We start from the raw sequence: 24,160 nt of genomic DNA on the forward strand, positions 1-24,160 counted from the left end.
ATGTCGAAGAACTCTCCGCGCCGTGAGCTGCGACGCCACGAACTGGCCGTCCGCGGTGTCGGCGTCATCGTCGTGATCGCCCTCGCCCTGACCTTGGCGTTCCTGCGCAGCCAAGGGGCCATCGGCAGCGACCCCACGGTCACCGCGCAACTGCGCAACGCCGGCGGCTCCCTGGTCAACGGCTCCGACGTCAAGCTCGCCGGGGTGATCATCGGTCGCGTCAGCGACATCGACCGGGGACCGGACGGTGGGGTCGCCATCGACCTCCGCGTCCCCCCCGAGGACCTCGCGACCGTTCCGGACAACGTCGTGGCGCGAATCCTCCCCGCCACGGTGTTCGGCACGACGTATGTCGACCTCATCGTCTACGGCAAACCCTCCGGGACGGCCCTGGTGCAGGGTATGGAGATCCCCGCGGACACCACTCAAGACACGCTGGAGTTGCAGCAGGCGCTCGACGACATCGACCGCCTCGTCACCGCTCTGGGTCCTGCCGAGTTGTCCGCCGCTCTCGGCTCCGCGGCACTGGCCCTGGACGGTCGTGGTGAGCAGATCGGGCGGGTCATCGACACCGCCGACCGGTACCTCGGTCGGATCACGCCACGACTGGGCCTGGTGCGCACCGACCTGCGGAAGCTGGCCCAGAACATGGCGGTGGTCGAACGCATCGCCCCGGATCTTCTCCAAGCCACCAAGGACGGTCTGGTCACCCTCGACACCGTGGTGACCCAACGGGCCGCGATCGCGGCGATCATCAGCGGCGGGTCCACCCTGACCACCAACTCCCGGCGGTTCCTGGACGAGAACACCGCTGCCCTCGTGCAGACCCTGAACAACGGGAGCATCATGCTGGACGCGATCTACGACAACCGCAGGATCGCGATCGGCGGTTCCATCGCGACCAACACCCGGCTGGGAAAGATCGTCCCGGGCGCCGTCACCGAGGGCTTCGTCGAGACCGACGGGGTCATCCGGCTGACGGCCCCGCCCTTCTACACCCGGGCCGACCGGCCCGACTACGGCTCGGGGAACCCACAAGCCCGGTCGCGGTCGCTGGCCGACGTCAGCATGACCCGTCTGGTCACCCAGGGAGGACGCTGATGGTCGGTCTGCGATCCATCGTCATCAAGTTCAGTGCCTTTGCCGCTCTCAGCGCGGTACTTCTCGTGTTGCTGGTCAACACCATGTTGAACGGACTGGGGGAGGAGTCGCGGGACTTCCTGGCCGACTTCGAGGACGTCAGCGGGCTGCGCACCGGCGACGACGTCAAGGTTGCCGGGGTGCGAGTGGGTCGGGTTTCCTCGATCGACGTCACAACCGACGGCGCGCAGGTCGGCTTCGAACTGGCGGTCGACCAGCCGATCCTCGACACCACCGCGGTGGTGATGCGTTACCAGAACCTCCTCGGCCAGCGCTATCTCGCGCTGGTCCAGGGTCCTGATCGAGGCGCGGACCTCCCGGCCGGGACCACCATCCCGATGACGATGACCAGTCCTGGCTTCGATCTGACCGAACTTCTCAACGGATTCCGGCCCCTGTTCCAGGTGCTCCAACCCTCCGACGTCAACGACCTCGCGACCTCGCTGGTCAAGGTGCTGCAGGGCGAAGGCGGAACCGTCGAGACCCTGCTCCAGCAGACGGCCCGGCTCACGACCTTCATCGCTGATCGTGATGCGCTCATCGGCGATGTGCTCACGAACCTCACCCCGGTGCTGACCAACCTCAACGGCCAGGGGACCGAGTTGAGCTCGACCATCGTGGAGTTGCGTCGGTTGATGACCGGCCTGGCCCAGGACCGCGCTCAGATCGGCTCCTCGATCGATGCGGTCAGTCAATTGGTGGGGTCCACGGCCGGTCTCCTGCGCGACATCAAGGAACCAGCGGTGGCCACCGTGAAAGAGTTCCGCACGGTGGCCGCGATGCTGGCCGACACCCGTGCCCTGCTCAACGAGGCCTTGGCCTCGTTCGGCTCGACGTTCGAATCGCTGGGCCGAGCCACGTCGTACGAGAACGCGCTCAACGTCTACGTGTGCTCACTGAACCTGTCCCTGGGACAGCTCGACCTCGCCCCGACCGGAAACGGCCCCTACTCCGAGGTGTGCCGATGAAACCCCTCTCCCAGCGCGATCCCTTCCGGATCGGCCTGATCGCCGGGCTCGTCGGCCTGCTCGGGGCAGTGGGGATCGTCGCGCTTAGCGTGGCCTCCTTCGGCACCCGCGAGTACACCGCGGTGCTGCAACACACCGCCGGGCTACGGGCCAGCGAGGACGTGCAGGTGCACGGAGTCTCCTCGGGGAAGGTCACCGGCATCGAACTGCAGGACGAGGCCGTACTGGTCACCTTCGTCCTCGACGAGGCGATCGATCTCGGGCAGGACAGCACCGCGGCGGTGAAGGTGGCCACGCTGCTGGGTACCCACTACCTGCAGGTGGACCCCCAGGGCTCCGGGTCGTTGGCGAAGGACCAGATCCCCCTGACTCACACGAGCGTCCCCTTCAACCTGCAGGACATCATCGAGGAGGGAACCGCCAAACTCGACCAGCTCGATCCGGTCGTTCTCGCCGAGGCCCTGACCGCCATGAGCGAGACCTTCGCAGCCTCCGGTGACGACATCGGCCCCGCGCTGGAGGGCATCGGTCGGCTCTCCGAGGTGGTGTCCCGCCGTTCCGGCGAGATCGGCGACCTGCTTCGCGCGGCACGGTCGGTGACCGACCAACTCAACGACAGCAGCACCGACATCGTCTCCCTCATGGAACAGACCAATCTGGTGGTCAACGAGATCACCAGCCGACGTGCGGCGATCCGAACCCTGCTGAGCGAGACCACCGGGCTGTCCCAGGCGCTCACCTCGGTCGTCGAGGAGACCAAGGCCGACCTCAATCCGACCCTGCAGGATCTGAACCTGGCTCTGGACGCTCTCAACCGGCAGGACAAGTCGCTGGAGCGGGTGCTGGAGTCGATGGCCCCGGCCGTCCGGTACGTCGCCAACGCGACCGGCAACGGCCCCTTCGTCGACCTCAACACCGGCGGCGCGGTGCTGCCGACCGACGAACAACTCTGCCAACAGGGGAACTGCCCATGATCACGCCGCTCCGCGCCACCTTCCTTGCGCTCGCTCTGGCCGTGCTCCCGGGCTGCGCCAGCCTCCCCGGCGCGAACGTCATGACCATCACCGCCTACTTCTCCGACTCGGCCGGTCTCTTCACCGGGAACGACGTGGGCATCCTCGGCGTCACGGTGGGACGCGTCACCGACATCGACCCCGAAGGGGACCGCGTCAAGGTGACCCTGGAGGTCGACGGTGACTACGACGTACCCCGCGATGCCGGAGCAGTGGTCGTCTCCCGTTCGGTGGCCACCGACCGGTACGTCGAACTCACCCCCGTGTACGCCGGCGGGGAGCGAATCGAGGACGGCGGCGAGATCGCACTGAGTCGCACCCGCACGCCGGTGGACTTCGATCAGGTGCTGGAGTCGTTGAACTCCTTCGCCACCGGGATCGCCGGATCCAAGAAGACCACCAACGCCGTACGCCGATTCATCGAGAGCGGCTCCTCGGCACTCGAGGGCACCGGTCAGCAGTTCAACGACACCCTCGACTCGCTCTCCCGCGCGGTCAACTCCGCTGCAGGACAACAGCCGGACGCCACGGCAGCGCTGATCGCGCTCGACGAACTCGTGGGCACCGTGGCGCAGAACGAGAAGACCGCCCGGACGTTCATCGACCAGGTCAGCCGGGCCAGTCGACAGTTGGACGAGGAGAAGGAGAACTTCCGCACCGCACTGAGGGCCCTGGATCGCGCCGTCACGACCATCGCGCAGTTCGCCGTCGACAACCGCACGGATCTCATCGAGAACGTCGAGGGAACCTCGAAGCTGATGAAGACGGTGCTGCGCAAGCAGCGGCAACTGGCCGAGATCCTGGAGGTCTTCCCGTTGGCGCTCCAGAACCTCGAGCGCACCCGACAGGACAACGGTCGGGTCGCGGTCCGGGTGCCCGGCTCGGTGCTCGTCCCTCTGGGCGCGCAGTTGCTCGAGATGTGCTCCACGTCCGGACTTCCCGTCTGTGACCTGCTCAACGGCACCGACCCCACACCCCAACCCCAGGGAGGCAACCGATGAGCGCCTCGATCCGACGCTGGTCAGGAACCCTCCTGACGGCGCCGCTGCTCATGGTCATCGCCGGTTGCAGCACCACCTTGGGTGATGTCCCCCTACCCGGCACGGGGGTCTCCGGGGAGACCATCGTGGTCCGAGCGGAGTTCGCCGAGGCGCTCAACCTCGCGCAGGGCGCCACGGTGAAGATCAACGGCGTCACCAGCGGAAAGGTGCAGGAGGTCCGCGTCGACGACTTCGCCGCCCAGGCGGAGATGCTGGTCCAGCAGGACGCAGAACTGCGTGAGGGCGCGACCGCCCGACTGCGATACACCACCCCGCTGGGCGAACTCTTCGTCGATGTCACCAACCCCGAGCGCGGACCGGTGCTGACCGACGGGTCGCTCCTGGAACTGGCCGACACCAGCACGGCGCCCACCATCGAGGACACCCTCGCCCAGGCGTCGCTGCTCATCAACGGCGGCGGACTCGACCAACTCCAGACCGTCACCGAGGAGCTCAACACCGTCCTGGGCGGCCGGGAGGCGACCGTGCGGTCGCTGCTCGAGGGATCGGCCGACTTCCTCACCGAGGCCAACGCGACCACGGCAGATGTCGACGCCACGTTACGAGCCCTGTCGTCGGTGGCCACCACCCTGCAGAAGAGGGAGAACATCATCAACCGGGCCCTCGTGGAGATCGAACCGGCCGCGAAGGTGCTGCGGGTGAACACCCCTGGTCTCACCGATCTCCTGGGTGAGCTCGAGAAGTTCTCCCGGCAGGCCGACCGTACGGTGCGGGCGACTCGACAGCAGCTCCTCTCCATCGCCGATCAGGCTCGCCCGGTGCTCGCGGAGTTCACCCGCAACCGTGCGGCGTACGCACCTTCGCTGCGCCAGCTCATCGCGTTGGGCGACACCGTTGACGAGATCGCGCCAGGAGACTTCGCCGCCATGAAGCTGTCCCTACGGCTGGACCAACTCAGCCTTCCCGATCTCGGCGAGCTACTGAACTCCCTCGGGCTTCCGGTGGTCTCGGAACTTCCCGACCTGCTCGGACTCCAGGGCCTCCTGAAGGAAACCCCATGAAGCGCCTGACAGCGATCCTCTCGAACCGGCTCTACCTCAGCGCCTTGGGTGTGTTGCTCGTCTTCCTGGGCGGATTGTCCTACCTGTACTCCGCCGTCCTGGATCAGTCGCTGACCTCACGGCCCGACCGGGTCACCGTCGAGTTGCGCAACGCGGGCGGTCTCTTCGAAGGCTCCGCCGTCACCTATCGAGGGACCAAGATCGGCAAGGTCACCGACATCATCGTCGGCACCGGCGGGGTCGAGGCGACGGTGTCGTTGACGACCGAGCTGGACGTGCCCAGCAGTTCACGGGCCCAGGTCCGCAGCCTGTCACCGGCGGGGGAGCAGTACCTCGACTTCCAACCCGCGTCGACCGACGGGCCCTATCTGCGCGACGGGAGTGTCGTGGCCGCCGACGCCACCGATCTCCCCAAGAGCCTCGGGTCCACCGTGGTCGCCATCAACAAGGTGCTTCGGCAGATCGACGACCAACAGCTACGGACCCTGCTCCTGGAGTTGAGCACCGGACTCTCCGGGACCGGTGACGACCTGGGTCTGCTGGTCGATCAGGGGGACGCGATCCTGGCCGAACTGGATCGCGTGTGGCCGCAGACCGAACGCCTGCTGGTCAACGGTGAGAAGGCGCTGGATATCGTCCCGGACAAGCGCGCCGAGTTGGAGGACCTGGCCGACACCGCGTCGAGCCTGGCGCGATTCCTGAAGGGCTACGACCCCGAGTTGGAGGCACAGATCAAACGCACACCGGCCCAACTCGACCAGATGAACACGTTGGTACGCGATGCCCGGGAGGTGCTTCCCGACTTCCTCTCCACCGGGGTCAGCCTCACCGACATCTTCGTGGCCCGCGACCCGCACCTGCGGGCGCTTCTCCAGTCCTACAGCCCCGGTCTGGGGACACTGGGTGACGCCATCTGGGACAACAAGCTGCAACTCGAGGTCATCTTGGATCAGGATCCGCGCTGCCGCTACGACACGACGCGCCGCGACCGCCGGGACCCCACACGCACCCGACTCGACTCCGACGGGTCCTGTTCGGCCTCGTTCTCCACTCTTCAGCGCGGTGCCGCCCACGCCCCGGGTCCGGTCCGATGAGGGCGCCGAAGCGGACAACCTCGGTCATCTCCGTCCTCGTCCTGGCGTTCCTCGCGACTGCGGGGACCCTCGTCCTGGTCAACCACGAGCGCGAGAAGAACCAGAGCCTCATCGACGCGGGCCGTGACGCCCAGGTGGCTGCGGAAGCGGCGGTGGTACAGATGACCACCTACGACTACCGCACGGTGGACAGCGACTTCGAGTGGGTGGACAACGCCGGCACGGACACCTTCCAGGAGAACTTCCAGGAGGCCAGCGCAGACGCCGTCACCATCATCACCGAGTTGCAGGCCAGCGCGCGGGGGACGGTCATCGCAGCCGCCCCGCAGGTCACCGACGAGGAACATGTGGCCGTCCTCCTCTTCGTGGATCAGGAGATCACCAGCGTGGGGGAGGACAGCTCCAAGATCGATCAACCCCGGGTCACGATGGAGATGGTTCTCGACGGGGACCGATGGCTCGTCGACGCGGTCTCTCTCGGCACCCTCATCGATCCCGCCGGATCCTGACCCCCCGCCCCCGGGGGAGGAAGGATCAGTAGGTTGTCCCCTGTGAGAACACGTCGAGGAGCCGAGCGTCTGTTGCGCCGAGCCCGGCGCATCTTTCTGGCCGTGTTCGGGGTGCAGATGGCTCTCGCGATCGGGATGTCACTGGTCGACTCCTACCGACGTCGAGGCAAGAAGGGCAAACCGTTTCCGGTCAGCCCGCCGAGCACGGTTGCGATCGGCGAGGGATCGGTGACGACCTACACCTACGGCCGAGATCTGTACGACGACATGATCGAGGCCATCGACGGCGCCCAGCACCAAATCCTCTTCGAGACCTACATCTGGAAGGGCGACGAGACCGGGGAGCGCTTCAAGTCCGCCCTCGCCGCCGCGGCTGATCGTGGGGTCGAGGTGCGCTGCATCTACGACGGTTTCGCGAACATGGTCGTCTCGCCCTTGTTCAAGCACTTCCCGGCCAACATGATGGTCCTTCGCTACCCCGTCTACTCCGCCGGCTGGCGTTTCTTCGATCTCAGCCGGTACGGCCGCGACCACCGCAAGATCCTCGTCGTCGACGATGAGGCGGGCTTCGTGGGGGGCTACAACATCGGCTCTCCCTACGAGACCGAGTGGCGGGACACGCACGTCCGCATCACGGGGCCGGGGGTCTGGGATCTCAAACGGGCCTTCGCCGACTTCTGGAACCTCAATCGCCGTCGCAGACTGCGCGCCAGCGAGCCCCCGTTGATGCTGGAGACCGCATCCACCTGGGAACCCCACATTCGCTTTCAGCGCAACATCCCGCGCCTGTGGATGTTCCCCATCCGATCGATGTACCTCGAGGCCTTCAACCGCGCCAGCAAGCGGATCTGGATGACCCAGGCCTACTTCACGCCCGACCAGGACGTCGTCGACGCCCTGCGTGATGCGGCACGCCGGGGTGTCGACGTCCGACTCCTGCTCCCGTTGAAGTCCAACCACATCGTGGCGGACTGGATCTCCCGCGGGTACTTCTCCCAGTTGCTCTCCTCCGGCGTCCGGATCTTCCGCTACAAGGACGCCATGGTGCACGCCAAAACGGCTACGGTCGACGGCACCTGGAGCACCGTGGGCACCGCGAACATCGACCGTCTCAGCCTGCAGGGGAACTACGAGATCAACGTGGAGATCATCGATCCCGAACTGGCCCGGACCCTCGAAGACATCTTCGCGGTGGACGAGACCAACTGCCTCGAACTGACCCAGGCCGAGTGGGAAGCACGCGATCTGCACCGTAAGTTCACCGAGTTCGTTCTCGGCCCCCTCCGCCCGTTGTTGTAGCGTCGAAAATGGCACTGTCGGTGCCGGGTCGTAGGCTCCTTTCATGCGTCCAGTCACCGATCTCGAACGTCGTGTCGCCCCCTTCAAGGTGGAGTCCGACTACCAGCCGTCCGGCGATCAACCGACGGCCATCGCCGAGATCACCAAGCGGATCCAGGCCGGCGAACAGGACGTGGTGCTCCTCGGAGCCACCGGCACCGGCAAGACCGCCACAGTGGCGTGGGTCGCCGAGCAGGTCCAACGCCCCCTCCTGGTGATGCAGCCCAACAAGACGTTGGCCGCTCAGTTCGCCAACGAGTTGCGACAGCTCTTCCCCCAGAACGCAGTCGAGTACTTCGTCTCCTACTACGACTACTACCAGCCCGAGGCCTACGTGCCTCAGACCGACACCTACATCGAGAAGGACTCCTCCATCAACGAGGAGGTCGAACGGCTGCGGCACTCCTCGACCAACTCGCTGCTCACCCGCCGCGACGTCATCGTGGTCTCGACGGTGTCGTGCATCTACGGTCTGGGCACCCCGCAGGAATACGTCGACCGGATGCTGCGGCTGAAGGTCGGCGAGGAACACGACCGCGACGCGATCCTGCGGCGCCTCGTGGAGATCCAGTACACCCGCAACGACCTCTCGTTCACCCGCGGCACCTTCCGGGTGCGCGGCGACACCCTCGAGATCTTCCCGGTCTACGAGGAGCATGCCGTGCGCATCGAGTTCTTCGGCGACGAGATCGAGCGCCTGATGTCCCTCCACGCGGTCACCGGAGAGGTGATCACCGAGGACCAGGAGCTCTACGTCTTCCCCGCCACCCATTACGTCGCCGGGGCCGAACGTATGGAGCGCGCCATCACCGGCATCGAGGCCGAGTTGGCCGAGCAGCTGGCCACCTTCGAGCGCCAGGGGAAGATGCTCGAGGCACAACGGCTGCGGATGCGCACGACCTACGACGTGGAGATGATGCGACAGATCGGCTCGTGTGCCGGCATCGAGAACTACTCGATGCACATCGACGGGCGGGCCCGCGGCACGGCTCCGAACTGTCTGATCGACTACTTCCCCGAAGACTTCGTGCTGGTCGTCGACGAGTCCCACGTCGCGATTCCGCAGATCGGCGGGATGTACGAAGGCGATATGTCCCGCAAGCGCAACCTGGTCGATCACGGCTTCCGACTGCCCAGCGCCATGGACAACCGACCCCTGCGTTGGGAAGAGTTCCTGGACCGAATCGGTCAGACCATCTATCTCTCCGCGACTCCGGGCAACTACGAGCTCGACAAGGTCACCGGAGCCGACGGGCGCCCCGACGTCGTCCAGCAGATCATCCGGCCCACCGGGCTGATCGACCCCGAGGTCGTGGTCAAGCCGACCAAGGGTCAGATCGACGACCTGATCGGTGAGATCCGGGCCCGGACCGAACGCAACGAGCGGGTGCTGGTCACCACCCTGACCAAGAAGATGTCCGAGGACCTCACCGACTACCTGCTCGACTCCGACATCCGAACCCGCTACCTGCACTCCGAGGTGGACACCCTCAAACGTCTCGAGCTGCTCCGTGACCTGAGACTCGGTGCCTACGACGTCCTGGTCGGTATCAACCTGCTGCGTGAGGGACTCGACCTGCCGGAGGTGTCGCTGGTCGCGATCCTCGACGCTGACAAGGAGGGCTTCCTGCGCTCCGACAAGTCGTTGATCCAGACGATCGGGCGCGCGGCCCGCAACGTATCGGGGCAGGTGCACATGTACGCCGACCGGATCACCCCCTCGATGGAGCGGGCGATCGAGGAGACCAACCGGCGCCGCGAGATGCAGGTGGCCTACAACACCGAGAACGGCATCGATCCGACGCCGTTGCGCAAGAAGATCGCCGACATCACCGACATGCTGGCCCGTGAGGACGAGACCACCGAGGAACTGTTGGCCACCTGGGCCGGCACCGAGGCCAAGGGCCGGGCTGGAAAGCGGCAGCCGGTTCCCGCGCTCGGCGAGAGCATGTCCGGGAAGCACGCCAAGGACCTCGCCGGGCTACCGAGTTCCGAGCTGGCCTCCTTGATCCAGGAGTTGAGTGACCAGATGAAGGGGGCGGCGGCCGAACTGCAGTTCGAGCTCGCCGCTCGACTCCGCGACGAGATCGGTGACCTGAAGAAAGAACTGCGTCAGATGATCGAGGTCGGCGGCAACTAGTCGGCCACTAGTCGTCGATCTCGTGGTCGCGGTCGCGCCGCGGGGGAGCGATCTGGTCGCGGATCTGACCGAAGATGCGCTGCCGGTTGCGTCCTTTGAGTTGCTTGGCACGCTTCTTCTCCAACCTGCGCACCTCCTCGGCCACCCACTCCTCGTGTCCGATCGCGAGACGTAGGAAGCCGACCAGCGTCGCCGCCATCACGATCAGTGGCCACATGAAGCCCAGGTCGCCGGTGCCGAGGAAAATGGCACCCCAGATCGCCCAGCAGATGATGGTGGGGCCCAGGAAGGCCAGGAGAGCGCGGCGTCGCGCCGTCCGGTAGGCGACCTCGGCGACCCCCTGGAGGTCCTGGTCGGTGGCCGACGCCAGGGGCGCCAGTGTGATGGGTCGACCGGGGATGAGGTCCCGGATCAATGGCGGAAGATCACCCAGGAGCCTGGCCTGTCCGATCCCATCACTGCGTTCGTCGAACTCGGTCCGGGACAGGCGCCCCTCGGCGTAGGCGGTCGCGAGAATCGCTCGGACCAGGTCGCGATCAGCGTCCGCGGCCCGGAGTGAGCCGAGCGCGGGATCTCGAGGATCGTGGGCGAAAGACGCCCATGGATCGATCTGCGGCCTCATCACGATCAGTATGCCGGTGAGTCGGGTGGGAATCGTGATTTGCCTGCCCCGGCCAGCCATCCGTCGTACTCTCCAGGGGCACCGAGGCATGGGGATGCGCATTCCAGGTGGCGGACTCGCAACGTGTTGGCGTTGACACAACGAGAACACGTTCTATTCTGTGATCGTCGGTACACCAGGACTATGGGGAGGTTGGCTACTGTGGCGTTCAGTCCTGTGTCGATTCTCCGGGGTCCCGGCGAGATCACCGCGATGGTGGTCCAGGTGGCCAAGGTCATCGTCACCAAACCGTTCCAGTTCCGTGAGTTCATCGAACAGGCCTGGTTCATCACAAGCGTGACCCTGGTCCCGGCGATGCTCGTCTCCATCCCGTTCGGGGCCGTCATCTCGCTGCAGGTCGGCAACCTGACCGGACAGTTGGGGGCCCAGTCCTTCGCCGGAGCGACCGCGGTCCTGGCGGTGGTCCGCGAGGCTGCCCCCATCGCCGCCGCTCTGATCATCGCCGGCGCGGCCGGATCGGCCATCTGTTCGGACATGGGTGCCCGCAAGATCCGCGAAGAGATCGACGCGATGGAGGTGCTCGGCATCAACCCGATCGAGCGCCTGGTCGCACCTCGCGTGCTGGCCACCATGTTCGTCGCGGTGATGATCACCGGAGTCGTCATCGCCGCCGGTATCGGCGGAGGTTACGTGCTGACCGTCCTGGTTCAGGGTGGCTCGGCGGGTGCCTTCCTGGCCTCCTTCACCGCCCTGGCGACCCTGCCCGACCTGATCATCGCGTTGGTCAAGTCGCTCGTCTTCGGATTCCTCGCCGCCGTGGTGGGCGCCTACAAGGGCCTCAACGCGGGCGGTGGTCCCAGCGGAGTCGGACGCGCGGTGAACGAAGCGGTGATCATCGCGTTGATGCTGATCTTCTTCCTCAACGCCGTGATGACCGCGATCTACTTCCAAGTCATTCCACCTCCGGGGCTGTGATGGCCACCATCGGATCCATCGCCAGTTCGGTCACCGCCGGGCCCCGTCGGTCACTGGAGACCTACGGCGACCAGCTGACCTTCTATATCAAGGCCCTGGCGTGGGCCCCCCGCGCCATTCGCCGCTATCCCCGCGAGATCCGGAACACGCTGGCCGATGTCGCCTTCGGCACCGGGGGACTGACCCTGATCGCCGGCTCCACCGGAGTCATCGCCTTCCTGGCCTTCTTCTCCGGCACCGAGGTGGGGATCCAGGGGTACGCATCCTTGAGCCAACTCGGCGTCGCGAAGTTCACCGCCTTCATCTCGGCCTACTTCAACACCCGTGAGGTCGCCCCACTGGTCTCGTCGATCGCGCTGGCGGCGACGGTCGGTTGCGGCTACACCGCGCGCCTGGGAGCGATGCGGATCTCGGAGGAGATCGACGCCCTCGAGGTGATGGGAATCCCGTCCCTGCCCTTCCTGGTCACCACCCGGATCGTTGCCGCGTTCATCGCGGTGATCCCGCTCTACATCGTTGCGCTGAGCGCCTCCTACCTGTCGCCCAGGCTCATCGTCATCTATCTCTACGGACAGTCGCCCGGCACCTACGACGACGCCTTCCAGGCCTTCCTGCCGCCGATCGACATCTTGTACTCCTTTGTGAAACTGCTGATCCTGGCGGTCGGGATCATCCTGATCCACTGCTACTACGGGTACACCGCCTCGGGCGGCCCGGCGGGAGTCGGCACAGCCGTGGGACGCGCGATCCGCACCAGCATCGTGTTCACGGTCGTGGCCGACTTCTTCCTCAGCTTCGCCATCTGGGGTTCGACCACCACCGTCCGGATCACGGGGTAGGGGGCGCCATGTTGGTCAACATCCACCACGACAGCAAGTGGGAACACAATCGTCTCCTGCTCGCCGGCATCGTGTTCCTCACCTCCATCGCGCTGTTCATCGGTCTTTCCATCGCGATCTACAACAAGGCGTTCACCTCCGCGAACCTGATCACCATCAGGGCCGATCGGGCTGGTCTGCAACTGGCCAAGTTCGGCGACGTCCGCCTCAACGGTGCGTTGGTCGGACAGGTCCGCTCGGTCGAGCAGATCGACCAGGAGGCCGCGATCCGGGTCGCTCTCGAACCGCAGGTCGAGATCCCGGACAACACCGAGGTCGAGATCCTGCCGACGACCCTGTTCGGTCAGAAGTACATCTCGTTCGTCATACCCGACGAGCCCTCCGAAACCGCCCTGGCCGACGGCGGGGAGATCCCCTCGAGCCGGGTTCGCACCAACGTCGAGTTGAGCCAGATCCTGGCCAACCTGTTCCCGCTCCTTCGTGCGGTGCGTCCTGCCGATCTCAACATGGCCCTCAACGCCCTCGACACCGCCCTCGAGGGCCGCGGTGATCAGTTCGGTCAGACCCTGGTGGACCTCGGCGAGTACACCGAGGTGATCGACGACAGCCTGCCGACGCTGCGCGAAGACATGATTCGACTGGCCGACGTCGCCAACACCTACGACATCGCGGCGCCCGACCTGCTAGGCGTGTTGCGGAACCTGACGGTCACCAGCAGGACCGTGACCGCCAAGCGTCAGGAGCTCGACGTCTTCTTCAGTGACCTCAGCGGCCTGGCCGAGACCACCACCCGGGTGCTCGACGACAACGAGGCGAACATCATCCGGGTGGGCGAGGTCACCGCCCCGGTGCTCCGTCTCCTCGCGGTCTACTCCCCGGAGTTCCCGTGCCTGATCCGGGGCGCGGCCAAGTACAAACCGCTGCTGGCGAAGACCTTCGAGGGCAACGAGGTCAAACAGTTCATCGAGTTCGGAACCGCGCAGTACGGCCCCTACACGAAGGACGACCAGCCGGTCTACGGCGAGGTCGGACACGGCCCCTGGTGCCTGGGTCTGCCGAATCCGGAGATCCCCGCCCCGCCGATCGGCCTCGACAACGGCAGCGACATCGACGAGAACCCGCCCACGAGCCCGACCCCGGCCGCTTTCCAACGCCCTGCCCCCGGATACACCGCCCCCGTGCCCCCCTCCGGGGTCGCCAGCGGGTACGCCGGCACCGAAGCCGAGCAGTTGATCATCAACGCCCTCCTGGCCGGCGAATCAGGTCAGGCGGCCGACTCCTACGGGGCGTTGGGTTCGCTCCTCTACGGACCGGTCGTCAGGGGTGAGTCCTGATGGCCAGCCGTAGAGCCACCACCACGATCGCCGCGATCAAACTCGGCATCTTCAGTGTCGTTGCCCTGCTGGTGACCGGTCTGTTGGCCGCCATCATGGGGAACATCGGCTTCGGCGACGGTCGCGAATACACCGCCGTCTTCTCGAGCGCCACCTCCCTGAAGAAGGGCGACGACGTACGAGTCGCCGGCGTGAGCGTGGGTGAGGTGAAGAGCGTCGAGGCCTTCGAGCGCAACAACGCGATCATCACCTTCCGCGTGAAAGCGGACGTTCCGCTGACCACCGCCTCTCGTGCGGAGATCCGCTTCCTCAACCTCGTCGGTGACCGCTATCTCGCCCTCGAGCAGGGCGCCGACAACGGGGCCGAGCCGCTGACGACTGACGACGTTCTCCCGATGACCCAGACCGCACCGGCGCTGGACCTGACCACGCTCTTCAACGGATTCAAGCCTCTGTTCTCCGCGCTGCAGCCCGACCAGGTCAACGAGTTGTCGCTCAACCTGGTCCAGGTGCTGCAGGGGGAGGGCGGCACCGTCAAGGGGTTGCTCGCCAAGACGGCCTCCCTGACGACCACGCTCGCGGACCGCGACCAACTCATCGGTGATGTCGTGGACAACCTGACGGTCACTCTCGACACGGTCGACAGCCGCTCGAGCCAGATCACCGAGCTCGTCGTCGAACTACGCGACTTCATGACCGATCTCGCTCGGGACCGCAACGCCATCGGATCCTCGCTCGAGAGCATCTCGGACCTGACCGTCGTCGTCTCGGACCTGTTGCAGGACGGACGCCCGCTGCTGAAGAACGACATCGCGGAACTGCGGAAGCTCTCGTCCCTGTTGACCGAGAAGCAGAACAAGAAGCTGGTCGTGGAACTGCTCGATCGGCTGCCGGAATCGATGAGTGACCAGACCCGCACCGGGACCTACGGGTCTTGGTACAACTACTACATCTGCGGATTCTCCGGCGAGATCGTGCTTCCCGAGATCAGCGGGATCCCGGTGCCTGTCCTCACGGCCCTCCAAGCACAGTTGAACACCATCAACTTCCGCTCCACCGCTCCGAGGTGCAACACATGAAGCGCTACACCGACGGCCAGATCATCCGCATGGGCGCGGTGACGATGATGGTGATGCTCGTGATCATCGCCGCCACCTTCAACTTGTCGAAGTTCCCCGGCTTCCGCGGCACGTCCTACAGCGCCGAGTTCACCGACGCGGGCGGGGTGCGGGTCGGCAACATCGTCCAGATCGCCGGTCGTCGCGTCGGGCGCGTGCAGGACCTCTCGCTGAAGGGCAACACCGTCACGGTGAAGTTCGAGGTGGACGGGGGAGTCGAGTTCGGACCGGACACCGGGGCGTCGGTGGAGGTGCTGAACCTCCTGGGCGAGAAGTATCTCGAAATCATCCCCGCAGGTGAGGGGCAGCTGGACGAGAGCACCCCGATCCCGGTTGAACGCACCGAGGCCGCCTACGACATCGTCGGGGTCTTCGGTGACCTGACCACGACCACCGAAGACATCGACAAGGCTCAGTTGGTCGAAGCCCTCGATGTCGTCTCCGAAACCATCGACACCTCCGCTCCCGAGATCCAAGCCAGCTTCGACGGGCTCGCCCGACTGTCCGAGACGATCTCGTCGCGCGACGACGAGATCCGTGGTCTGCTCTCGAGTTCACGTGAGGTCAGCACACTGCTGGCCGACCGCAGCACCGACCTGGTGCAGTTGATGGACAGCAGCGACCTGGTGTTCGCCGAGGTCCAGAAGCGCAAGGACGCCATCCACCGACTTCTCGTCAACGCCCGCCGCCTCGCCAACGAACTGCGCGGAGTGGCCACGGACAACCAACAGCAGATCGGGCCCGCCTTGAAGGAGATCGACGACCTCACCTCGCTGCTGATCCGCAAGGAGAAGGAACTCAAGGCGACCCTCGGAGCCTTCGGTCCCTACGCCAGCATCCTGGGGAACATCATCGGGACCGGACCCTGGTTCGATGCCTACGCCGTCAACCTCGCGGCCATCCCCACGGGCGAGTTCGTGCCGGTGAAGCAGTGATGACCGGTCTCTCGAGAGTCCTCAACACCAAGGTCGTCGGTGCCTTCCTGGCCGCGGTCCTGGCCGTCGGCGTGTTGTTGATGCTCGGTGAGGGCAAAGAGGTCAAGACGGTCACCGCACACTTCCCACGAGCCGTGAGCATCTACCAGGGCAGCGACGTACGGATCCTCGGCGTCAACGTCGGCACGATCACCGCGGTGGTCCCCGAGGGGAACTCGGTGCGTGTGGAGATGGAGTACGACGACTCCTTCGACGTCCCGGCCGAAGCGACGGCAGCCATCATCACCCCGACCCTCGTGTCGGACCGGTTCGTGCAACTCGGACCGGCCTACACCGAGGGTCCGGTGCTGGCTGACGGGGCGGACATCGCCTTGGCCGACACGGGCGTTCCGGTGGAACTCGACCGGATCTACACCGCCCTGCGTGACCTGGCCACGACCCTGGGCCCGAACGGCGTCAACGAGAACGGCACCCTGAACAACACCCTCAAAGCCGGGGCCAAGGCACTGAAGGGCAACGGCGCCAGAGGCAACGACATGATCCGCAACCTCTCGACGGCGGCGGTGACCTTCGGACAGGGCAGCGGAGACCTCTTCGAGACCGTGACGCAGTTGGCGGAGTTCACCACCACCTTGGCCGAGAACGACGAGATCGTCCGGGCCTTCATGCGAGACCTGGCTGGTGTGTCTGAGCAACTCGCTGGCGAGAGCGATGAGTTACAGGCCGTCCTCGCCTCCCTCTCCGACGCGGTCGGCACGGTCAAGACCTTCGTCCAGAACAACCGCGAAGCACTGGTGACCGACGTCGAGAAGCTGACCCGGGTGGTCAAGACCATCAACTCCGAGCGCGAGAGCCTCGACACCGCGTTGGCCACCGCACCGGTCGCGATCGGCAACCTCACCCTGGCCTTCAACAACGAGTCCGGCTCCATCGGCTCGCGCATCGGATTGCAGGGCAACATCGCCGACGTGGACGGGTTCCTCTGCGCGATCGTGCAGCAGTCCGCCATCCCCGTCCCCGGTAAGGACCTCGCCTGCGAGATCTTCACCCAGGTCCTCGCGGCTTCCGAGCAGGACGGCGGCGGACTGCCGGAGTTGCCGCTTCCCTTCAAGCAACGCCAGCCCTCGCTCGGAGAGTCCGTACCGGCGGCCATCGAGACGCAGGAGCAGTTCGCCTCCGGCATCAACAACACCCTCGAGGGTCTCCTGGGAGGTACCCCATGAGGCGCCGGACGACTTCACGAACCACGCCTCGGTGGATGGGCCTCATCGGCGCCGCCACCGCTGGGGTCCTCGCGCTCAGCGCCTGCGAGTTCGACGGTGCCTACGACCTCCCGCTCCCGGGTTCGCCGGTCGGGGAGGACAACTCCTATGAGGTCACCGCGGAGTTCGACGACATCCTCAACGTGGTTCCTCGCTCGCCGGTCTTCGTCGATGACGTCACCGTGGGTGAGGTGACCGACGTGGAGCGCATCGGGTGGAACGCGAAGGTCACCATGCGGGTGCGCGACGACGTCGAACTACCCGACAACGTGATCGCAGACATTCGTCAGGTGAGCCTGCTGGGCGAGAAGTACGTCGCCCTCGAGGCCCCGACCGACGTTCCTGCGGTGGGACGCCTCAGCGAGGGCGACACCATCGAGATCGAGGCCACCGGCCGCAACCCGGAGGTCGAAGAGGTCCTCGGTGCGCTGTCCTTCCTCCTCAGCGGCGGGGGAGTGGCACAACTGGGCACGATCACCGCGGAACTGAACAAGGTGATGAGTGGGCGGACCAACGAACTGCGAGCCCTCCTGGGATCACTCGAGAACGTCGTCGGAGCCCTGGACGATCAGAAGGGCGACATCATCCGCGCCCTGGAGTCGCTCAACAGCCTGACCTCGACCCTCAACGCGGAACGCAACACGATCACCGCGGCCCTGGACGCCACCGGCCCGGCCATCAAGGTGCTCGGGGACCAGGAGACCGAACTGGTGCAGATGCTGGTCTCCCTCGACCGCCTCGGCGTGGTCGGAACCCGAGTCATCAACGCGAGCCGCAAGGACCTGCTCGCGACTCTGCGTGACCTCCGACCGGTCCTCGCGGCACTCAACGACGCCGGCCAGGCCCTAGCCCCCGGCCTCAACCTGCTGCTGAGTTTTCCCTTCCCCCAGGAGGCTTCCGAAGTCGTCCGCGGCGACTACGCGAACACCTCCATCCGCGCGGAGCTCGCCTTGGACAACTTCCTGGGCAACCCCAGCGGGGACCCGCTGGATCTGGGCGATCTCCTGCCTGACCTACCGCTCCCGGATCTGCCCGACCTGCCCGAACTACCTGAGTTGCCCGAACTGCCCATCCCCTCACTTGCCACTGCCGTCAAGCAGCTGCGTGGCTGCATGAAGGACGGCGATCTCACCAGCCAGGTCTGTCGCACCCTGTTGCGGAACGGGTCCTTCAAGGCGGCCGTCACCCAGGAGTGTTCGAAGCCGAAGAACCAGACTGACCCGGTATGCCGAGTCCTCGCCGGCGCCGTCAAGGGTCTCGTCCTACCCGATCTCCCCGGCCTGCCGGACCTGTTGGGTGGGTTGCCCCGCACCTCCTCCCAACTCAACCTCGCGTTGAGCAGCGGGCTTCCCTCCTCGGCGTACTCCAACGCCGCACTGATGGGCGGATCCTCATGACACAGACTGAATGTGTCCTTCGGCGCACCACCCTCCGGGCCTCGCTGCGCTCGTTTCCTCAGGCGGTGGCCTCATGGCGTGCTGAATGTGTCCTTCGGCGCAGCACCCTCCGGGCCTCGCTGCGCTCGTTTCCTCAGGCGGTGGCCTCATGACTAACCGTGGCATCAAGGCACGCATCCTCGCCTTCCTCGTCCTCAGCGCCGTCGGCATCGTCTACGTCGCCGCGGCCTACCTGGGCTTCGTGGACAAGGTCCTCGGGCGCGGTCTGGAGATCGAAGCGACCCTGCCCGTTTCCGGTGGCCTCTTTCAAGGCAGCGCGGTCACCTACCGGGGCGTCAAGGTCGGCAAGGTCGCCGACATGACCCCCACCACCTCCGGCATCTCGTTGAAGTTGGATCTCGAGGAGGGGACCCAGATCCCGCTCAGTTCACCGATGTACGTGCACAACCTCTCCGCCGTCGGCGAGCAGTACCTCGACTTCGAACCGATCAACGAGGACGGGCCCTACGCCGAGACCGGCGACGTGATCAACGGTTCCCAGGGTTCCATCCCGACCGACGAGGCCGAACTGCTTGTCGAACTCGACTCCTTCGTGAGCTCGGTGGACAAGCAGGCGCTGCGGACCGTGGTCAGCGAGCTCGGCATGCTCTTCGAGGACACCGGCCGGCCGCTGCAGCGATTGTTGGACAACGGCGGCGACTTCATCGATGAGGCCAACGCCCACACCGAGGAGACCATCGACCTGCTCGACACCCTCCGCGTGGTGCTCGGGACGCAACAGGACAACAGCGAGAACATCACGTCCTTCTCCAGAGACCTCCGGGTTCTGACAGGGGCCCTGGCCCAGAGCGACGACGACATCCGCACCGTCCTCGACCAGACCCCCGCCGCCACACGCGAGATCAACCAGCTGATGCTGGACCTGGAGCCGACGCTCCCGATCCTCCTGGGCAACGCGACGAGCGTGAACCAGGTCCTCGTCTCGCACCTGGCCGGCCTCGAGCAACTGCTCGTGACCTACCCGCGAGTGATCTCCTCGGGCTTCACCGGCACCACACCCGACGGTTTCGGGCACGTCAACCTCCAGACCGACAACTCGGTGGCACCGTGCACCCAGGGCTACAAACCCGTGAAGGACTGGCGCCGCGGAGACGAACTCACCGATGCGCCGATCTTCCCGGCCAAGTGCACCGCCGGTGACCCGTTCGTCCAACGGGGCACGCCCAACGTGCCGGGGACGAAGAACAACCCCAACCCCACACGTGCGTACCCTGGCTCCTACGACCCGGAGACCGGTGTGGTCAGCGGCGCCGTCGACGTGAACGGCGAGGCCGTCCGTTTCGGTGATCCGGGAAACCTGTCCATCCTGGGAGACGACTCGTGGAAATGGCTGTTGGTGGGCCCCGTTGCCCAGTGAGCAAACGTTGAAGGCCGACCCGAAGCAGGGCGCCGCCCCCGGCCGAACAGGGACGACGCTCATCGTGTTGGCCACGACGTGCGCGCTGCTGGTGGCCATCGCGGTCGCAGGAGCTGCGTTCTCCGTGAAGGCCCACCTCGACCGGGGTGACGACGCACAGATCCAGAGACAGTACGGCGACGTACTCGCCTCTGCGCGGGCCGAGGCCGAGGCCTTCGTGAACATCCGGTTCGATGACGCCGAGGCGAGCATCGAACGGGTCCGCGACGGCGCGACCGGTGAGTTCCGTGAGCAGTACGACACCTCCACCGAGAGTGTGATCGCCGTGCTCGAGCAGAACGAGTCCGTGATGGACGGAGAGGTCGTCTGGGCCGGGGTGGACACCCTGGACAACGACAGCGCACGGGTCTTCGCCTACACGAGCGGGACGGTGGCCAACCTGCAGACCGCAGGCAAGCCCGTCGAGCGCAACTTCCGCCTCCAACTCGACCTCGTGCTGGTCGAGGGTGAATGGTTGACCAAAAACCTGGAGTTCGTGGCCTGATGGCGTCTTCCTCACATCCGAGTCGTCGGCCCGCCCCCGGCTCCCGCACTCCCACCTCACGGCCCCGCAAGGTGGCCGGACGATCTCACCCGCCGCAGAGCGATCCCGCCATCGAGGAGACCGCCGGGCCGCCGCCACCCACGCCGGTGCCGCTCCCGAAGGCCCCCAAGACCACCAAGACCACCAAGACCACCAAGACCGCCAAGCCCGCTGCAGCCCGCGCCAGCCGACGATCGACGCCGATTCTGGTGGTCGCCATCGTGGCGCTGCTGCTGATCCTCGTGGCCGAGGCCGTCTACCTGTTCGGGCCTCCGGCCGACGAGCCGATCGTGTCGACGGAACGACCCGTGGTGGCCTCGGAGGTGGATCGCTCCATCGCCGTAGAGACCGCCTCCGAGTCGATCGAGAAGATCGTCGCCCGGTCCTATGAGACCTATGACGAGCAGGTGGAGACGGCGGCGTCCACCATGACCGAGACCTTCGCCGCGCAGTACCGCGAGACGACCGATCAGATCAAGGACTCCTTCGTCGAGGCGAAGACCGAGGTCACGGTCACGGTGGTGGCCCAGTCGGTCATGTCGGCGTCGTCCAAGCAGGCTCGGGTGCTGTTGTTCCTGAACCAGTTCGTGACCAAGGACGGGGGAGAGGCGCTGTACTCGCCCTACCGCGCGGTGGCCACGATGGAGAAGACCGATCGGGGCTGGCTGGTGTCGAAGTTGGAAACCCGCTGAACCGGTGTGATCGGGTGCGATTCTGACCCGGCCGTGGTCCGCAGGCTGGACAGGAGCCCTCGCGCCTACTAGTTTCGGCGCAGAATTAGAACGTGTTCCAGTTGAGTAGCGATCGAGGACCGGGAAGGATCGCACCGTGACCACCGTTGAGTGCGACATCCTGATCATCGGCGCAGGCCCGACCGGCCTGTTCGCCGCCTACTACGCGGGCTTCCGCGGCCACCGGGTGGCGGTGGTCGACTCCCTCCCGGAGCTCGGCGGCCAGATCACCGCGATGTACCCCGAGAAGCAGATCCTCGACGTAGCGGGCTTCCCGAGCGTCAAGGGTCGTGACCTCGTCGAGGGACTGGTGGCCCAGGCTGCGTCAGCGTCGCCGGAATACCTCCTGGATCGCACGGCGGCCTCGCTGGTGCGGGACGACGACGGGGTCACCGTCGGGCTCGACGACGGCACCCACGTGCGGGCCGGCGCGGTGATCATCACCGCGGGGATCGGCAAGTTCTCCCCTCGGCCGCTGCCCGCCGGTGAGGGATGGTCGGGTCGCGGACTCGAGTTCTTCGTTCCGTCCTTCGCGCCGTACGCCGGCAAGGACGTGCTCATCGTCGGCGGGGGAGACAGCGCCTTCGACTGGGCCCAGCACCTCGAGCCGATCGCCGCCTCGGTCACGCTCGTGCACCGACGCGAGGCCTTCCGGGCACACGAGCGCACCGTGCGGCAGGTGCAGGACTCGACGGTCGAGATCATCACCAAGGCCGAGGTCGTGGCCCTGAGGTCGGGCGCCGACGGCGGCCACGTGGCCGAAGTGGACCTTCTGGTCGACGGAGTTTCCCAGACCCGCCCCGCGCAGGCGGTCGTGGCGGCCCTGGGTTTCCTCGCCGACCTCGGTCCCCTGCAGACCTGGGGGATCGACGTACACAAACGTCACATCGTGGTGAACCCAGCCATGCAGACCAACCTGCCGCGGGTCTTCGCGGCCGGCGACATCACCGACTACTCCGGCAAGGTCCGCCTCATCGCGGTCGGTTTCGGTGAGGCGGCCACTGCGGTGAACAACGCCACGGTCGCCATCGACCCGTCGGCGAAGGTGTTCCCCGGCCATTCCTCGGAGGCATGATGAGCGGACGCAGCGCAGTCACCATGAACGACGCGGAGATCGCCGAACTGCTCGACGAGAACCTCAAGGTCCAGGTGGCCTCCATCGGCCCGGACGGGGCGCCGCATCTGACGACGCTGTTCTACATCGTCGAGGACGGCCTGATCGTCTTCTGGACCTACGGGCGGAGCCAGAAGATCAAGAACCTCGAACGGGACGACCGGGTCACCGCCCTGGTCGAGGCGGGGGAGGACTACTTCGAACTCCGTGGGGTGTCCATCACCGGCCGCGCGGAGATCGTGCGAGACCACGACCGGTTGATGTCGATCGGTTCACGGGTGGCCACGCGCATGTTCCGGGCCGAGTCGTTCGAGGCGTTGGGCGACATCGGCCGCGAAACGGTCGAGAAGCAGGCCCTCAAGCGCGTCGCGATCGTCATTCATCCCGACAAGGTGGCCACCTGGGACCACCGCAAGATGTGAGTACAGATCCAATCGATGAGGGGACACCCATGAAGATCAAGGTTGACTTCGACCTGTGCGAGTCCAACGCCCTGTGCGAGGCGATGGCTCCCGACGTGTTCGAGCTCGATGACGACGACTATCTCGTGGTCAAGAGCGAGGAAACGACCGACGAGAACGTCGAGGACGTCAAGCGCGCCGTCGCCGCTTGCCCCCGTGCCGCTATCTCGCTGAAGGACTGACCTGTGTCGAACGCCGAACAATCTCTCTCGCTCGACGGCCGTGTCGCGGTCGTCACCGGAGCCGGTGCCGGACTCGGCCGTGCCGAGGCTGTTGCTCTGGCCAGGGCCGGTGCCCGCGTGGTGCTCAACGATCTGGCTGGCGCCGCCCAGGACGCCGCGGAGGAGATCAGGGGTTTCGGCGGTGAGGTGCGGATCGTCGAGGGCGACGTATCCGAACGCAGCACCGCAGACGCCATGGTGTCGGCGGCGGTCGAGGACCTGGGCTCTCTCGACATCATCGTGAACAACGCCGGGATGACCCGCGACCGGATGCTGTTCAACCTCTCCGACGAGGAGTGGGACGACGTGATCCGTGTGCACCTGCGCGGTCACTTCCTCCTCTCCCGGAATGCGGCGGCGTACTGGCGGGGCCGGTCGAAGGAGACCGACGCGCCGGTCTACGGACGCGTCATCAACACCGCCTCGGAGGCGTTCCTCGGCGGTTCGCCGGGGCAGGCGAACTACGCCGCGGCCAAAGCGGGGATCGCCGCGCTGACCCTCTCGACCGCCCGTGGCTTGTCGAGGATCGGAGTGCGGGCCAACGCCATCTGCCCGCGTGCACGTACGGCCATGACCGCCCAGGTCTTCGGTGAGGACACCTCGGGGCTCGACGTCGACCCCTACTCGCCGGAGCACGTTGCTCCGCTGGTGGCCTACTTGGCCTCACCGGCGGCGGAAGCGATCAACGGCCAGGTCTTCGTCGTGTACGGCGGCATGGTCGCCCTCGTCGCCGCTCCGGTGGTCGAACAGCGCTTCGACACCGTCGACGGACTCTGGACGACCTCCGCACTCGACCAGCAGCTCGGCGGCTTCTTCGAGGGCCGCGACCCCTCGGTCGGTTTCGCCGCCGACTCGATCATGCAACTCACCATCTAAGGACAGGCACA

Annotated in this window: 24 protein-coding genes; 23 read left to right on the forward strand and 1 reads right to left on the reverse strand. The window is 66.1% G+C overall.

The genetic code is table 11. From position 1 onward, the window contains the following. From ACYVLV_RS05125 to uvrB, 9 genes are read left to right on the forward strand one after another with little or no spacing between them, the layout of a single operon-like run. Entirely contained in the window at positions 1-1,101 is a 1,101-nt protein-coding gene (locus ACYVLV_RS05125) for an MCE family protein (protein ID WP_460808191.1), read from the forward strand. Then, positions 1,101-2,108 carry an MCE family protein gene (locus ACYVLV_RS05130; protein WP_460808193.1) on the forward strand — a complete coding sequence of 336 codons (1,008 nt, stop codon included), beginning with the start codon at positions 1,101-1,103 and terminating at the stop codon, positions 2,106-2,108. The genes ACYVLV_RS05125 and ACYVLV_RS05130 overlap by 1 nt, the downstream gene beginning before the upstream one ends. After that, a complete protein-coding gene (locus ACYVLV_RS05135) occupies positions 2,105-3,082 on the forward strand; it encodes an MCE family protein (protein ID WP_460808194.1) in 978 nt (325 codons plus the stop codon). Before ACYVLV_RS05130 ends, ACYVLV_RS05135 begins: the two co-directional genes overlap by 4 nt. Further along, a complete protein-coding gene (locus ACYVLV_RS05140; protein ID WP_460808196.1) occupies positions 3,079-4,122 on the forward strand; it encodes an MCE family protein in 1,044 nt (347 codons plus the stop codon). The genes ACYVLV_RS05135 and ACYVLV_RS05140 overlap by 4 nt, the downstream gene beginning before the upstream one ends. Further along, complete coding sequence (locus ACYVLV_RS05145; RefSeq protein WP_460808197.1) at positions 4,119-5,183, forward strand: MCE family protein; 1,065 nt, start codon at positions 4,119-4,121, stop codon at positions 5,181-5,183. The genes ACYVLV_RS05140 and ACYVLV_RS05145 overlap by 4 nt, the downstream gene beginning before the upstream one ends. Then, the gene (locus ACYVLV_RS05150; protein ID WP_460808199.1) at positions 5,180-6,277 is read left to right on the forward strand and encodes an MCE family protein; all 1,098 of its coding nucleotides are present in this window, start codon (positions 5,180-5,182) and stop codon (positions 6,275-6,277) included. Before ACYVLV_RS05145 ends, ACYVLV_RS05150 begins: the two co-directional genes overlap by 4 nt. Beyond that, the gene (locus ACYVLV_RS05155; protein ID WP_460808201.1) at positions 6,274-6,786 is read left to right on the forward strand and encodes a hypothetical protein; all 513 of its coding nucleotides are present in this window, start codon (positions 6,274-6,276) and stop codon (positions 6,784-6,786) included. Before ACYVLV_RS05150 ends, ACYVLV_RS05155 begins: the two co-directional genes overlap by 4 nt. Positions 6,787-6,828: 42 nt before the next feature. Beyond that, positions 6,829-8,085 (forward strand): phospholipase D-like domain-containing protein, encoded by a 1,257-nt coding sequence (locus tag ACYVLV_RS05160; RefSeq protein WP_460808203.1) that lies wholly within the window; start codon positions 6,829-6,831, stop codon positions 8,083-8,085. A 43-nt stretch (positions 8,086-8,128) separates the two neighbouring features. Further along, the gene (gene uvrB, locus ACYVLV_RS05165) at positions 8,129-10,264 is read left to right on the forward strand and encodes an excinuclease ABC subunit UvrB (RefSeq protein ID WP_460808205.1); all 2,136 of its coding nucleotides are present in this window, start codon (positions 8,129-8,131) and stop codon (positions 10,262-10,264) included. Between the two features lie 7 nt (positions 10,265-10,271). On the opposite strand, the gene ACYVLV_RS05170 is transcribed toward uvrB, so the two are convergent. Then, positions 10,272-10,886, reverse strand: coding sequence for a DUF1707 SHOCT-like domain-containing protein (locus tag ACYVLV_RS05170; protein ID WP_460808206.1), 615 nt, complete (start codon positions 10,884-10,886; stop codon positions 10,272-10,274). Positions 10,887-11,087: 201 nt separating this feature from the next. On the opposite strand from ACYVLV_RS05170, the gene ACYVLV_RS05175 reads away from it, so the two are divergent. From ACYVLV_RS05175 to ACYVLV_RS05240, 14 genes are all read left to right on the forward strand, one after another. Continuing rightward, positions 11,088-11,861 (forward strand): MlaE family ABC transporter permease, encoded by a 774-nt coding sequence (locus ACYVLV_RS05175; RefSeq protein ID WP_460808207.1) that lies wholly within the window; start codon positions 11,088-11,090, stop codon positions 11,859-11,861. Beyond that, positions 11,861-12,700, forward strand: a complete 840-nt coding sequence (locus tag ACYVLV_RS05180; RefSeq protein WP_460808208.1) for an MlaE family ABC transporter permease — start codon at positions 11,861-11,863, stop codon at positions 12,698-12,700. Before ACYVLV_RS05175 ends, ACYVLV_RS05180 begins: the two co-directional genes overlap by 1 nt. A gap of 8 nt (positions 12,701-12,708) precedes the next feature. Beyond that, positions 12,709-14,034, forward strand: coding sequence for an MCE family protein (locus ACYVLV_RS05185; protein WP_460808210.1), 1,326 nt, complete (start codon positions 12,709-12,711; stop codon positions 14,032-14,034). Next, positions 14,034-15,113 carry an MCE family protein gene (locus ACYVLV_RS05190; protein ID WP_460808211.1) on the forward strand — a complete coding sequence of 360 codons (1,080 nt, stop codon included), beginning with the start codon at positions 14,034-14,036 and terminating at the stop codon, positions 15,111-15,113. The genes ACYVLV_RS05185 and ACYVLV_RS05190 overlap by 1 nt, the downstream gene beginning before the upstream one ends. Next, positions 15,110-16,087, forward strand: a complete 978-nt coding sequence (locus ACYVLV_RS05195) for an MCE family protein (RefSeq protein ID WP_460808213.1) — start codon at positions 15,110-15,112, stop codon at positions 16,085-16,087. The genes ACYVLV_RS05190 and ACYVLV_RS05195 overlap by 4 nt, the downstream gene beginning before the upstream one ends. Next, positions 16,087-17,310 carry an MCE family protein gene (locus ACYVLV_RS05200; protein WP_460808214.1) on the forward strand — a complete coding sequence of 408 codons (1,224 nt, stop codon included), beginning with the start codon at positions 16,087-16,089 and terminating at the stop codon, positions 17,308-17,310. Before ACYVLV_RS05195 ends, ACYVLV_RS05200 begins: the two co-directional genes overlap by 1 nt. After that, positions 17,307-18,746, forward strand: a complete 1,440-nt coding sequence (locus tag ACYVLV_RS05205) for an MCE family protein (RefSeq protein ID WP_460808215.1) — start codon at positions 17,307-17,309, stop codon at positions 18,744-18,746. The genes ACYVLV_RS05200 and ACYVLV_RS05205 overlap by 4 nt, the downstream gene beginning before the upstream one ends. A 148-nt stretch (positions 18,747-18,894) precedes the next feature. Further along, positions 18,895-20,163: an MCE family protein gene (locus ACYVLV_RS05210; protein ID WP_460808216.1), complete on the forward strand. Its 1,269-nt coding sequence runs from the start codon at positions 18,895-18,897 to the stop codon at positions 20,161-20,163. Next, a complete protein-coding gene (locus ACYVLV_RS05215; protein ID WP_460808218.1) occupies positions 20,153-20,707 on the forward strand; it encodes a hypothetical protein in 555 nt (184 codons plus the stop codon). The genes ACYVLV_RS05210 and ACYVLV_RS05215 overlap by 11 nt, the downstream gene beginning before the upstream one ends. After that, positions 20,707-21,438: a hypothetical protein gene (locus ACYVLV_RS05220; protein ID WP_460808220.1), complete on the forward strand. Its 732-nt coding sequence runs from the start codon at positions 20,707-20,709 to the stop codon at positions 21,436-21,438. Before ACYVLV_RS05215 ends, ACYVLV_RS05220 begins: the two co-directional genes overlap by 1 nt. Before the next feature lie 136 nt (positions 21,439-21,574). Beyond that, positions 21,575-22,552 carry an NAD(P)/FAD-dependent oxidoreductase gene (locus ACYVLV_RS05225; RefSeq protein ID WP_460808222.1) on the forward strand — a complete coding sequence of 326 codons (978 nt, stop codon included), beginning with the start codon at positions 21,575-21,577 and terminating at the stop codon, positions 22,550-22,552. Next, positions 22,552-23,013 (forward strand): pyridoxamine 5'-phosphate oxidase family protein, encoded by a 462-nt coding sequence (locus ACYVLV_RS05230; protein WP_460808224.1) that lies wholly within the window; start codon positions 22,552-22,554, stop codon positions 23,011-23,013. Before ACYVLV_RS05225 ends, ACYVLV_RS05230 begins: the two co-directional genes overlap by 1 nt. A 29-nt stretch (positions 23,014-23,042) precedes the next feature. Next, on the forward strand, positions 23,043-23,234 hold the full coding sequence (locus ACYVLV_RS05235; RefSeq protein WP_460808225.1) for a ferredoxin: 192 nt from the start codon (positions 23,043-23,045) through the stop codon (positions 23,232-23,234). Positions 23,235-23,237: 3 nt separating this feature from the next. Further along, a complete protein-coding gene (locus ACYVLV_RS05240; protein WP_460808226.1) occupies positions 23,238-24,149 on the forward strand; it encodes a 3-oxoacyl-ACP reductase in 912 nt (303 codons plus the stop codon). Positions 24,150-24,160: the final 11 nt, after the last annotated feature.

The sequence above is a fragment of the Nocardioides salsibiostraticola genome, assembly GCF_054783655.1.